Below are 12420 nucleotides of genomic sequence, written 5' to 3' on the forward strand. Positions count from 1 at the left end.
TTCCAGGAAAAGTGTGAAACGGTTTTCCGTCCGGATTGTGCAAAAACAAAGACATGGAGCGGTTCGGCGTTTCCGGGAAACGATGAACCGCTCCAAGCTCGGCGCTTAGGGTTTCAACTTCGCCCCTGCCCCGCCACTGTCATTCTCGCCCGAGCCATGATCCGGAACGGTAGCCTCGCTTGGGTCCATGACGGGGTTGTCCTGAACGGCATCGGCCGGCTTCAGCATGGCGCCGTTGACCGTGACCGAACCGTCTGCCTTAGCGTTGACGACCCATTCCAGTCGACCATCCGGCAGCGCCTTGCCAAATCCTTTGACGGCGAGTGCGAAGGGGAAATACTGCGCCGCTTCCGGCTCGGTCTTGGCCGCCGTCTGCAGAGCCTCCACAATCTTGTCATAGCCCGCGACATCGATGGTCATGCTCGCCTCGGGCTTCTTGCCGGGGAACGTCATTTCACCTTCCATCGCAATCTCGATGTTGCCGTTCTTGATCGTGCTGTGTCCGAGAATGGCCTTTGGCGTCTTGGCCAGGAAATCGGCGAAGATCTGGTTGCCGAAATCTGCCGGCAGCGGTGGATCCTTGCTGAAATCAAGGGTTTCGATGGTTTTCTTCGCCATGCTGTCCAGATCGATGTTGGTGCCGCCGAAGTTGAGGTCGATATCCGTCGGCAGCAACGCAACGCTCCAGCTGGGCAGCACCTGCTGTGGTATTGTCAGGCCGGAAACCTTGAACGCGTAGTTGATCTTGCTGTCCTTGGCGATGCCGTCCATGCCGACGGCGGTATTCAGTTGCGTCGCACCGAACTTGCCTACCGGGCTCTCCACCACAAAGTCCTTGAAGCCGTAGGTGCCGTCGATCCGCTCCCACAATGGCAGTGCTGCCGTCAGAAGCGATTTGAACTCCGCCTCATCCGCCTTGAATTTGGCTGCATCATCAGTCGCCACGATGAAAGCAAGCAGGTCGAGCAGCGGCTTTGTCCGCAAACCCTTGCCGGACGCATCCACGGAAAGTTCAGGCGCTTTTACAGCAGCCGGAAAACTCAACCCACTTTTGGGATCGTTGACTTTGATCGTTTCGGCGAAGTTCGTTATTTTTTCCATCACCGTGAAATCGATGCCGCCATTTGCGGATTTGGTCGAAACTATTACGGCAGTGCCAGCACCGACCGTGACATCCGCCTGCTGCTTGGGCTCTCGGGTGGTCATCGTCATGCCAGCCATCGAACCGGTTGCGCTCGCGAAAGCGGCCAGGTCGGGGTCATAAACTCCGGTGAACTTGTTGTCCGACACGGAGAAGTCGATGTGCTGCGCCCCCTCAGGGCCAACGAAATCGATAGACCCCTTCGGGGACACGTCCGCCGAAACGTCCCAGTGTCCATCTTGGCGTGGCTTGACCAAGATGAAGTAAGGCGTGACGTCGAACTTGAAGGCTTGCTGCTTTGCCATCAAATCCGTGACTGGCTTGAAGTCGAAAGCGAGCTTGTAGGCATCGCCGTCGACTGAAATTTTCACGAACCCGATATCGAACAGCTTCTTGCCGATGTAGTGCGCCAGATCGTCGGAAAGCTGCTTCGCGCCTTGCCTGTCGACCGCTTGGCCGAAGGCCGGTGCGCTGCAGGCAAGAAGTAAAACAAGTGGCAAAACGCGCTTCATCTCGATCCTCACTTAATCGCGGCCCTCAAGCCGTTCTATCACTGGTAGGCAAATACCATCGCAGCCGCAAGAGAAGGCCTATGTGTTGCGGAGCTGTTACAGCACCAGCCGCATCAGCGGTCGGCCTGGCTTACGTTCGACCAACCGCTGGAACCCGGCCTTTTCGAAGACCCGCGACGAGCCGACGAACAGCCCGATCGAGCGCGAATCCTTCGATAGATCGATCGGGCAGGCTTCGATCAGCCGCGCTCCGTTCTGGCGGGCGAACTCGATGCCGCCTTGGACCAGGCGGTGCGACAGGCCCTTGCCGCGTGCTTTGGTGCGGATGAAGAAGCAGGAGATCGCCCAGACGCCCGGATCGCTGGCGTCGGCGGGGTCGATCGGCGCCGACCCCCTGCCCTGGTTGTTCCATTCGGGCACGTCGGCACGCGGGCCGATCTGCATCCAGCCGACCGCCTGGCCACCCTCGAAGGCCAACAGGCCGGGCGGCGGCCCGGCCTCGATCCGCGCCTTGATGTGGTCCTTGTTGCGCTCCCGGTTGCTCGCGCGGCGCGCTGCGGGCGACAGCCGGAAATGTGTGCACCAGCAGCCGTAGCAGGCGCCTTGCCTACCGAAAAGATCTTCGAAATCCGCCCAAAGCTCGGGCACTAGCGGCGCTATGGTCGTATTCATGAGCTCTCTCCCGGCCCACCGCCTTGTCGTGGCGTCCGTCCTGACGTACCATTGCATTTGTTCTCTTTATGTTCGCAGCGATGGCGGCCCCTGTCAACAATCCCGAACACGGTTTTTGCCGCGACTGCCTGAGTTTTCAGCGCAGCGAGGCAGGCCGTTGCGAGCGCTGCGGCAGTCCACGGCTCGCCCGCCATCCGGAGCTCTACCGGCTGCGCCTTGCCCATATCGATTGCGACGCGTTCTACGCGGCGGTCGAAAAGCGCGACAACCCGGCGTTGAAGGACCGGCCATTGATCATCGGCGGCGGCAAGCGCGGCGTCGTCTCCACCGCATGCTACATTGCCCGCATCCACGGCGTGCGCTCGGCAATGCCGATGTTCAAGGCGCTCGAAGCCTGCCCGGAAGCGGTGGTCCTGCCGCCGGACATGGAAAAATACGTGCGCGTCGGCCGCGAGGTGCGCGCCATGATGCAGGCGCTGACGCCGCTGGTCGAGCCGCTCTCGATCGACGAGGCCTTTCTCGACCTCGCCGGCACCGAGCGCCTGCATGGCCTGCCGCCTGCGGTGGTGCTGGCGCGCTTCGCACTCGGCGTGGAAAAGGAGATCGGCATCACCGTTTCGGCCGGCCTTTCCTACTGCAAGTTCCTGGCCAAGGTGGCGTCGGACTTCCGCAAGCCGCGCGGCTTTTCGGTGATCGGCGAGGCCGAGGCTATCGGCTTCCTGGCCGAGCAGCCGGTGACGCTGATCTGGGGGGTCGGCAAGGCCTTTGCCGCCACGCTCGAGCGCGACGGCATCCGCACCATCGGCCAGTTGCAGCGCATGGAACGTGGCGATCTGATGCGCCGCTACGGCGTCATGGGCGACCGGCTCTACCGGCTTTCGCGCGGCGAGGACGACCGTCGCGTCGTTCCCGACCAGGACGCGAAAAGTGTGTCGGCAGAAACCACTTTCGATACCGACATCGCCTCCGTCGACGAACTGGTTTCGGTGCTGAGGGCGCTGTCGGAAAAAGTCTCGGCCCGGCTGAAGAAATCCGGCATTGCCGGACGCACCGTCGTCCTCAAGCTGAAGACCCAGGATTTCAAGATCCGCACGCGCAATCGCCAGCTCGGCGATCCGACCCGGCTGGCCGACCGCATCTTTCAGACCGGGCTCGAGCTGCTGCGCAAGGAAGCGGATGGCACGAAATACCGGCTGCTCGGCATTGGCGTCAGCGATCTCTCCGACGATGACCGGGCGGACCCGCCCGACCTGGTCGACGTCCAGTCACGCAAGCGCGCCATGGCCGAAGGCGCCATCGACACGCTGCGCGGCAAGTTCGGCCGCAGGGCGGTGGAAACCGGCTATACCTTCGGCAAGGGCCGCGATGCCCATCCGCCCGAACCGGTCGAGGAGTGAGCCCGTCAGGTGCGCCGCAGATCGATCCTGCTGGTCACCACCCTTTTTCCAGTTTTCGGATCGGTATCGATAACGGTCAGCCGCATGCCGTCCTCGCCGGTTTTCTCAACAGTCATTTGCGCCCTGCGATCGCCATTGACCTCCTTGGCCCAACGGATGCCGAGATTGATTGCGTTGCCGGAGCGGCTGCCGCTCAATTGCGCCGGCCCGGTGCGCGATCCGACATAGGTGCCGGTGTATTTCGTCCCGCTCGATTTGAGATCGGCGCTGATGGCGCGCGTTACCACGATAAGACCGCGGCAGCTGCCGTCGAGCGATAGCGAGCTCGACGTTGCGTCGGAATTGAAATGACAGGAGACATTCACCGTCGGCGCATCGGTGGTCACCTTGACGATGCCTTTGCCGGCGAAATTCCCCTGGAATGAGCGAAGAAAATCCGGATCGTCGGCATGCGCTGCGCCGGCCCCGGCCGTCAGGCAGCCGGCAAGTACAAATCGTGCGAATGATTTCATCGGACCGCTCCTCGTTGGTATCCAAAACACAGAACGCAAGCAGTGACAGACCAACGCTTCCCTCAGTCGCGAGTTCCGGCTTCAACATCACTGCGTGAAGCGCTGCACGGCTGGCCCAGCCGAATGCGTCGGCTAGCGGTTGCGATGAGCGCTCCGGCTTGCGACATAGCCGCATGGCACCCGCACCCTCGATCCCCAAGGCCGCGTTCTGGATGGCGCTGTCGATCGCCTCGTTCCTGGCGATGTCGGTGGCTGGCCGCGCCACGACGGCCGAACTAAACGTCTTCCAGGTGCTCGAGCTGCGCTCGGTGATCGGCTTTTTCATCCTGTTGCCGCTGGTCATGATGTCAGGCGGTTTTGCGGCGATGCGCACCGGACGCCCGCTGGCTCATATCGCCCGCAACGTCGTCCACTATACCGGCCAGGCTGCCTGGCTCTACGCCCTGACGCTGATCCCGCTTGCGGTACTGATCTCGATCGAATTCACGACGCCGATCTGGACTGCTTTGCTGGCCGTCGGTTTCCTCGGCGAAAGGCTCTCCCGGCCACGGCTCGCAGCGATCGTGCTCGGGCTGATCGGCGTTGTGATCATCGTGCGTCCGGGCGTCGGCGCGGTCAATCCGGGACATGTAATCGTGCTGGGAGCCGCGGTCTGCTTCGGCGTCTCGGTGGTCCTCGTCAAGTCGCTGACGCGGACGGACAGCGTCGTGCGCATCATCTTCTGGATGCTGATCATCCAGTCGCTGCTTGGCCTGGTCCCGGCGCTTTACGAATGGCAAAACCCGCCGCTTGAGCTCTGGCCGTGGATCCTGCTCATCGCCTTCACCGGCATGTCGTCGCATTTCTGCATGGCCCGCGCACTTGTCTATGCCGATGCGACGGTCATCTCGCCAATGGACTTTTTGCGCGTGCCGCTGTCGGCGGTGATCGGATGGCTGCTCTATCACGAGCAGATCGACGCCTTCACCGCCGGTGGCGCCCTGCTGATCCTCATGGGAAATCTGCTCAACCTGCAGCGGAGAGCACCGCAACCGGCGGAGATCGCCGCTTCATAAGCGTGCGCTAACTCTTAGACCAGTTCCACCTCGACCACGCCCGGCACCGCCCGCATCGCCGACGCGATCTGAGGCGATACGCGGTAGCGGTTGGGCAACTCGATCTCGACCTCGCCCTCGCCGCCTTCCTTGATGACGATGATGCTCACCTGACTGTCGCCACGCTGGCCAAGCTGCGATTGGATTGTCGATGCCGGTGCGTCATTTCTGACGAAGATGCGCAACGCTTTCTGGATACGGCTTGCCTCTTCCTCCAACGACTGCACGGTCTGGATGCGCAGATTGACGCCTTCAGGCCTGTCCTCGGCCGAAACGGTGATCACCACCGAGCGGCCGGGTTCGAGCAAGTCGCGGTATTGCGCCAGCCCCTCGGAAAACAGCACCGCTTCATACTGGCCGGACGTGTCGGAGAATTGCACGACGCCCATCTTGTTGCCGGTGCGCGTCTTGCGCTCCTGCTTGGTGGTCACCGTGCCGGCGAGCCGGCCGGCGGCAGCACCGCGTTTGACGGCGGCCGAAAACTCGCCCCAGGTCTGCACCCGCATTTTCTGCAGCGCCGCCTTGTATTCGTCGAGCGGATGCGCCGAGAGATAGAACCCGACCACCTGGAATTCACGGTGCAGGCGGTCGGCGGCGAGCCAGGGATCGGTCGCCGGCAAGTTGAGCGCCTGCGACTGTGCGCCGAGCGAGGCGCCAAAGATGTCATGCTGGCCGGTGACGGCATTCTGCTGCGCCAGCGACGCCAGCCCCATCATCCGCTCGACGCCGGCCATCATCGCCGCACGGTCATGACCGAAGCAGTCGAGCGCGCCGGCCATGATCAGGCTTTCGAAGACGCGCTTGCCGACGATCTTCGGATCGACCCTATCACAGAAATCGGCGAGGCTCTTGAAGGGTTTTTCGCCGCGCGTAGCGACGATGTGCTCGACCGCCGCGTCGCCGACGCCCTTGAGCGCGGCCAGCGAATAGAAGATGCGGTTCTCGCCGACCTCGAAATCCCGGAACGACGTCATGACCGACGGCGCCACCACCTCGATGCCGAGGCGCAGCGCATCCTGGCGGAAATCGGCGAGCTTGTCCGTATTGCCCATGTCGAGCGTCATCGATGCCGCCAGGAATTCGACAGGGTAATGCGCCTTCAGATAGGCGGTCTGGTAGGAGACGACGGCATAGGCGGCGGCATGCGATTTGTTGAAACCGTAGTCGGCAAACTTTGCCAGCAGGTCGAAGATGAAGTCGGCTTGCGGCTTGCCGACGCCGCGCTCGACCGCGCCCGAAACAAAGCGCTCGCGCTGCTTGTCCATCTCGGCGCGGATCTTCTTGCCCATGGCGCGGCGCAGCAGATCGGCTTCGCCCAGCGAATAGCCGGAGAGCTCCTGCGCGATCTGCATCACCTGTTCCTGGTAGACGATGACGCCTTGCGTCTCCTTGACGAGATGGTCGATCTTCGGGTGGATCGACGCCATCTCCTCCTCGCCGTGCTTTCTGGCGTTGTAGGTCGGTATGTTCTCCATCGGCCCCGGCCGGTAGAGCGCGACCAGCGCGATAATGTCCTCGATACAGTCGGGCCGCATGCCGATCAGCGCCTTGCGCATGCCGGCACTTTCCACCTGGAACACGCCGACCACCTCGCCGCGCGACAGCATGGCGTAGGTTTCGGGGTCGTCGAGCGGAATGTGGGCAAGATCGATCTCGATGCCGCGGCGGCGGATCAGCTTGACGGCCCTGTCCAGCACCGTCAGCGTCTTCAGGCCAAGGAAGTCGAATTTCACCAGCCCGGCCTGCTCGACATATTTCATGTTGAACTGCGTGACCGGCATGTCCGAGCGCGGATCGCGGTACATCGGCACCAGCTCCGACAGCGGCCGGTCGCCGATGACGATGCCGGCGGCGTGCGTCGAGGCGTGCCGATAAAGACCTTCCAGTTTCTGCGCCGTATCGAGCAGCGTCTGCACGATCGGCTCACGCTCCGCCTCTTCGGCAAAGCGCGGCTCGTTGGCGATGGCGTCGGCGAGCTTGACCGGATTGGCCGGGTTCGACGGCACCATCTTGCTCAGCTTGTCGACCTGCCCGTAAGGCATCTGCAGCACGCGGCCGACGTCGCGCAGCACCGCGCGCGCCTGCAGCGTGCCGAAGGTGATGATCTGGCCAACCTGGTCGCGGCCGTATTTCCGTTGGACGTAGCGGATGACTTCCTCGCGCCGGTCCTGGCAGAAGTCGATGTCGAAGTCGGGCATCGACACGCGGTCGGGATTGAGGAAGCGCTCGAACAGCAACGAAAAACGCAGTGGGTCGATGTCGGTGATGGTCGTGGCATAGGCGACCAGCGAGCCGGCGCCCGAACCGCGGCCCGGGCCGACCGGAATCCCTTGTGCCTTGGCCCATTTGATGAAGTCGGCAACGATCAGGAAATAGCCCGGATATTTCATCTTCTCGATGACGCCGAGCTCGAAATCCAGCCTTTCGCGATATTGCTCGACGGTATAGCCGGGCGTCGGCCCGTGCGCCGCCAGCCGCGCCTCTAGCCCTTCATGCGCCTGCCTGGCAAGCTCCTGCGCCTCCGCCTTGACCGCAGCATCGGCGTCGGCGACATCGCGGCCGGCAAAGCGCGGCAGAATCGGATTGCGGGTCTTCGGGTAATACGAGCAGCGCAGCGCGATCTCGACGGTGTTGTCGATTGCTTCCGGCAGGTCGGCGAACAGCCTCGCCATATCGGCCTGGCTTCTCAGGAAGTGGTCGGGCGACAGGCGGCGGCGATTGTCGGCCGCAACCACGGAACCTTCGGCGATGGCGATCAGGGCGTCATGCGCCTCATAGTCTTCACGAGAGAAGAAAAACGCCTCGTTGGTGGCAACCAGCGGCAGATCGTGGCGGTAGGCGAGATCGACCGACGACTGCTCGATGGCGCGGTCGTAGCTCGACACGCGCTCAAGCTCGACATAGAGCCGGTCGCCGAACAGGCTCTTGAGCGCCGAGAGCCGGGTCTCGGCGAGTTCGCGGCGATCCTGTTTCAAGGCAGTGCCGATCGGACCGCGCGGCCCGCCCGTAAGGCAGATCAGACCGTCGGAATGGCCCTGCAGCATCTCGCTCGTCAGATGCACCGCTTCGCCGGGCGGTGTCTCGAGGTAGACGCGGCTGACCAGCCTGACCAGATTGCCGTAGCCGGCCTCGGTTGCGGCGATCAGGACGACCGGCCGCATCTCCGGTCCTTGCCGCCTGCGGTCGCGCTGGCTGTCGCTCGCCTCGCCGGAAAAAGCGAGGTCGATCTGGCAGCCGATGATCGGCTGGATGCCGTCCTTTGCCGCCTTCTGGGCGAATTCCAGCGCGCCGAACAGATTGTTGGTGTCGGTGACGGCGATTGCCGGGCATTCGTCCTGCACCGCATGGCCGACGATCTTGCCGAGCTGCAAGGCACCTTCGAGCAGCGAATAGGCCGAATGCACGCGCAGATGAATGAACCGACGCGCCGCCGCCTCCGCCCGCGACGCCTTTGCATAGGCCTCGCGCAGCAAGGGATCGCGTGGAAGTCTCTCATCCGCCATGGTTTTTTCGCGCCGCCTCACAAGGACTCAGTCGATGAAGATGTATTGTCCGGCACCGGGTAACACGAGTCCAGCGGTGGTGATTGGAGCTTTGGAAGTTTAGAGCAACCACCGAAGCTGCCAATCTCCCCCTCGTGGGGGAGATGTCCGGCAGGACAGAGAGGGCGCTGTCCCGCCGACGTCAGGCTGCAAATAAAAACCCGCCACTGCGGGCGGGTCGCTGGAGCCAATTAGCACCATGCGCAAATTAATAGCATAGCTGCCGGCACAAAGCAAGAACAAAATACGTTGTGACGGCAAAAAAGTGCGAATTCCTCACGGCCTCGCCTTGTCCCTCCTCCACTGAGCGTGCCCAACCAATTGCAAGGTCGCGTTCCTTCGCGCCCCCCTCTGTCCTGCCGGACATCTCCCCCACGAGGGGGGAGATTGGCCATCATCTCGGCTTTCGCCAATTTCCAACGTTGCAGGAGCGAGCGAGGCGCCGAGGCTGCCAATCTCCCCCCTGGAGGGGGAGATGTCCGGCAGGACAGAGGGGGGCGCTGTCCCGCCAACTTCTGACGGGCGTCGAGGGCGGGGGTTTCGGCCTCACGCGAATTCCATGATCACCGCATCGACGGCAAGGCTGTCGCCTGGCCTGGCGTTGAGCTTCGAGACGATGAGATCGCGCTCGGCGCGCAGCACGTTTTCCATCTTCATCGCCTCGACCACGGCCAGCGTCTCGCCGGCCTTGACCTCCTGCCCCTCGGCAACGGCGATCGAGACGACGAGGCCGGGCATCGGGCAGAGCAGCATCTTGGAGGTGTCCGGCGCCACTTTTTCCGGCATCAGCCGTTCGAGCTCGGCGGTGCGCGGCAGCATGGCGCGGACTGTCACCGACATGCCTTTCCAGGCGACGCGGAACCCGTTCAGCACCGGCCTGACCTGCGCCGCAACCTTGCGGCCGCTGACCGCGCCGCGCCAGATGAGATCGCCCGGCCGCCAGTCGGAGGTCACCGTCAGCGGTTTGCCGCCGTCGATTGTGAGGTCGAGCTCCATCGGAATGGAAATCATGCCTTCGACGATGGCAACCGAAAGATAATCCCGGCCGATCTTCACCACCCAATCGCGTTTCAAGGCGCCCGAATGCGGCGCCAGCCGCCCGCCCAGCCGGTCGAGCCGGTCGCGGCGCAGCAGTTCGATCGCGGTTGCGATCGCGGCCAGCACCGCGTTTTCTTCGCTGTTCGGCACAATGGGCGCGAAGCCGTCGGGATATTCCTCGGCGATGAACGCCGTCGATAGCCGCCCTTCCCGCCAGCGCGGATGCTGCATCAGCGCCGCCAGGAACGGTATGTTGTGCTCGATGCCGTCGACGACGAAACTGTCCAGCGCTTCCGACATCGCGTCGATCGCCGCCAGCCGTGTCGGCGCCCAGGTGCACAGCTTGGCGACCATCGGGTCGTAGAACATCGAGATTTCCGAGCCTTCGGTAACGCCAGTATCGTTGCGGATGACGATTTCGCCGAATTTTCCCTCTTCCGGCGGCCGGTATTTCGTCAGCCTGCCGATCGACGGCAGAAAGTTGCGATACGGATCTTCGGCATAGAGGCGGCTTTCCACCGCCCAGCCGTTCAGCTTGACGTCGCTCTGCTTGATGGCGAGCTTTTCGCCGGCCGCCACGCGGATCATCTGCTCGACCAGGTCGATGCCGGTGACGAGCTCCGTCACCGGATGCTCGACCTGCAGCCGCGTGTTCATTTCCAGGAAATAGAAGTTTTTGTCGCTGTCGACGATGAACTCGACCGTGCCGGCGCTCTGGTAGTCGACGGCCTTGGCCAGCGCCACCGACTGCTCGCCCATGGCTTTGCGGGTCTTGGCGTCGAGGAACGGCGACGGCGCCTCCTCCACGACCTTCTGGTTGCGGCGCTGGATCGAGCATTCGCGCTCGCCGAGATAGAGCGTGTTGCCATGCGCGTCGGCGAGCACCTGGATTTCGATATGGCGCGGATCGACGATGAATTTTTCGATGAAGACGCGGTCATCGCCGAACGAGCTTTTGGCCTCCGACCGCGCCCGGTCGAAGCCGTCGCGCACCTCTGCCTTGCTCCAGGCGATGCGCATGCCCTTGCCGCCGCCGCCGGCCGAAGCCTTGATCATCACGGGATAGCCGATTTCGCCGGCTATTCTTTCGGCATGGGCGGCGCTTTCGACGACGCCGAGCCAGCCGGGCACCGTCGACACCTTGGCCGCGTTGGCGAACTTCTTCGATTCGATCTTGTCGCCCATCGCCTTGATGGCCTTGGGCTTCGGGCCGATGAAGACGATGCCTTCCTGCTCCAGCGCTTCGCAGAAGGATGCCTGCTCGGACAGGAAACCGTAGCCGGGATGCACGGCCTCTGCTCCTGTCGCCTTGCAGGCGGCGATGATCTTTTCCGCGACCAGATAACTTTGCGCAGCCGGCGAAGGCCCGATATGCACCGCCTCGTCGGCCATTTCGACATGCACGGCGTCGCGGTCGGCGTCGGAATAGACCGCAACGGTGGCGATGCCCATCTTGCGCGCCGTCTTGATCACGCGGCAGGCGATCTCGCCACGGTTGGCGACCAGGATCTTTGTGAACATGCAGGCCTCGTCCCTCGGCTGCCCTTCTTTTACGGGCTTCCCGTTTTATGGGCTTCAGGGGGCCGGTCAAGGCAAAGTCGGAGCCTATCCCGCATGCAAATCGGCGGGCGCTGACGAAAATCCGGGGTCAGAACGTCGCTTCGTGCATAGCGCAGAGCTGAATGGTAAGTTAAATCTAACCTGGATTGCAGACTGCCTTGGGAGGATTGCCTGATGAAAACGCGCGCCGCTGTCGCCGTTGCCGCCGGAAAGCCGCTGCAGATCATGGAGGTCGACCTCGAAGGTCCCCGTGATGGCGAGGTGCTGGTCGAGATCAAGGCAACCGGCATCTGCCACACCGACGAGTTCACGCTGTCGGGCGCCGACCCGGAAGGCCTGTTTCCGGCGATCCTCGGCCATGAGGGCGCCGGCATCGTCGTCGACGTCGGCAAGGGCGTCACCTCGGTCAGGAAGGGTGACCATGTCATCCCGCTCTACACGCCGGAATGCCGGCAGTGCCCGTCCTGCCTGTCGCGCAAGACCAATCTGTGCACCGCCATCCGCGCCACGCAGGGACAGGGCTTGATGCCGGACGGCACCTCGCGCTTCTCGATCGGCAAGGACAAGCTGTTCCACTACATGGGCTGCTCGACCTTCTCCAACTTCACCGTGCTGCCCGAGATCGCGGTGGCCAAGGTCAATGCCGACGCCCCGTTCGACAAGATCTGCTACATCGGCTGCGGCGTCACCACCGGCATCGGTGCTGTGATCAACACGGCCAAGGTCGAGCAAGGCGCGACGGCGGTCGTCTTCGGCCTCGGCGGCATCGGCCTCAACGTCATCCAGGGCCTGCGCCTTGCCGGCGCCGACATGATCATCGGCGTCGACCTGAACAACGACAAGAAGGAATGGGGCGAGAAATTCGGCATGACGCATTTCGTCAATCCGAAGGAGATCGACGGCGATGTCGTGGCTCATCTCGTCAACATGACCAAGCGCGGCGCCGACCAGA

The 12420-nt window shown here is 63.0% G+C and carries 8 protein-coding genes; 3 read left to right on the plus strand and 5 right to left on the minus strand.

Annotated features, from left to right (window positions below):
- Nucleotides 1-105 precede the first annotated feature (105 nt).
- Nucleotides 106-1653 carry a hypothetical protein gene (locus NKI47_RS29375; RefSeq protein WP_352594499.1) on the minus strand — a complete coding sequence of 516 codons (1548 nt, stop codon included), beginning with the start codon at nt 1651-1653 and terminating at the stop codon, nt 106-108.
- A 96-nt stretch (nt 1654-1749) separates the two neighbouring features.
- Nucleotides 1750-2325 carry a GNAT family N-acetyltransferase gene (locus tag NKI47_RS29380; RefSeq protein WP_023679991.1) on the minus strand — a complete coding sequence of 192 codons (576 nt, stop codon included), beginning with the start codon at nt 2323-2325 and terminating at the stop codon, nt 1750-1752.
- A 68-nt stretch (nt 2326-2393) separates the two neighbouring features.
- Between NKI47_RS29380 and NKI47_RS29385 the strand changes: the two genes are divergently transcribed.
- A complete protein-coding gene (locus NKI47_RS29385) occupies nt 2394-3722 on the plus strand; it encodes a DNA polymerase IV (protein WP_352594500.1) in 1329 nt (442 codons plus the stop codon).
- A gap of 5 nt (nt 3723-3727) precedes the next feature.
- Here NKI47_RS29385 and NKI47_RS29390 read toward each other — a convergent pair whose 3' ends face one another.
- Entirely contained in the window at nt 3728-4234 is a 507-nt protein-coding gene (locus NKI47_RS29390) for a hypothetical protein (RefSeq protein ID WP_352594501.1), read from the minus strand.
- A 173-nt stretch (nt 4235-4407) separates the two neighbouring features.
- Between NKI47_RS29390 and NKI47_RS29395 the strand changes: the two genes are divergently transcribed.
- Nucleotides 4408-5289: a DMT family transporter gene (locus NKI47_RS29395; RefSeq protein WP_023679994.1), complete on the plus strand. Its 882-nt coding sequence runs from the start codon at nt 4408-4410 to the stop codon at nt 5287-5289.
- A 14-nt stretch (nt 5290-5303) separates the two neighbouring features.
- Here the strand turns inward: NKI47_RS29395 and dnaE are convergent, their stop codons facing one another.
- Nucleotides 5304-8831: a DNA polymerase III subunit alpha gene (gene dnaE, locus NKI47_RS29400; protein WP_036239474.1), complete on the minus strand. Its 3528-nt coding sequence runs from the start codon at nt 8829-8831 to the stop codon at nt 5304-5306.
- A 585-nt stretch (nt 8832-9416) separates the two neighbouring features.
- Nucleotides 9417-11429: an acetyl-CoA carboxylase biotin carboxylase subunit gene (locus NKI47_RS29405; RefSeq protein WP_352594502.1), complete on the minus strand. Its 2013-nt coding sequence runs from the start codon at nt 11427-11429 to the stop codon at nt 9417-9419.
- Nucleotides 11430-11642: 213 nt separating this feature from the next.
- Between NKI47_RS29405 and NKI47_RS29410 the strand changes: the two genes are divergently transcribed.
- A partial coding sequence (locus NKI47_RS29410; protein WP_352594503.1) for an alcohol dehydrogenase catalytic domain-containing protein occupies nt 11643-12420 on the plus strand: 778 nt, incomplete at its 3' end.

Origin of the sequence: Mesorhizobium sp. M0633 (assembly GCF_040320645.1) — a bacterium.
In the GTDB taxonomy this organism is placed as follows: Bacteria; Pseudomonadota; Alphaproteobacteria; order Rhizobiales; family Rhizobiaceae; genus Mesorhizobium.

What these genes read in the sequence shown, in the direction of transcription:
- NKI47_RS29375 (WP_352594499.1), bottom strand. Translation starts at nt 1,653, where the DNA reads ATGAAGCGCGTTTTGCCACTTGTTTTACTTCTTGCCTGCAGCGCACCG.
- NKI47_RS29380 (WP_023679991.1), bottom strand. Translation starts at nt 2,325, where the DNA reads ATGAATACGACCATAGCGCCGCTAGTGCCCGAGCTTTGGGCGGATTTC.
- NKI47_RS29385 (WP_352594500.1), top strand. Translation starts at nt 2,394, where the DNA reads ATGTTCGCAGCGATGGCGGCCCCTGTCAACAATCCCGAACACGGTTTT.
- NKI47_RS29390 (WP_352594501.1), bottom strand. Translation starts at nt 4,234, where the DNA reads ATGAAATCATTCGCACGATTTGTACTTGCCGGCTGCCTGACGGCCGGG.
- NKI47_RS29395 (WP_023679994.1), top strand. Translation starts at nt 4,408, where the DNA reads ATGGCACCCGCACCCTCGATCCCCAAGGCCGCGTTCTGGATGGCGCTG.
- dnaE (WP_036239474.1), bottom strand. Translation starts at nt 8,831, where the DNA reads ATGGCGGATGAGAGACTTCCACGCGATCCCTTGCTGCGCGAGGCCTAT.
- NKI47_RS29405 (WP_352594502.1), bottom strand. Translation starts at nt 11,429, where the DNA reads ATGTTCACAAAGATCCTGGTCGCCAACCGTGGCGAGATCGCCTGCCGC.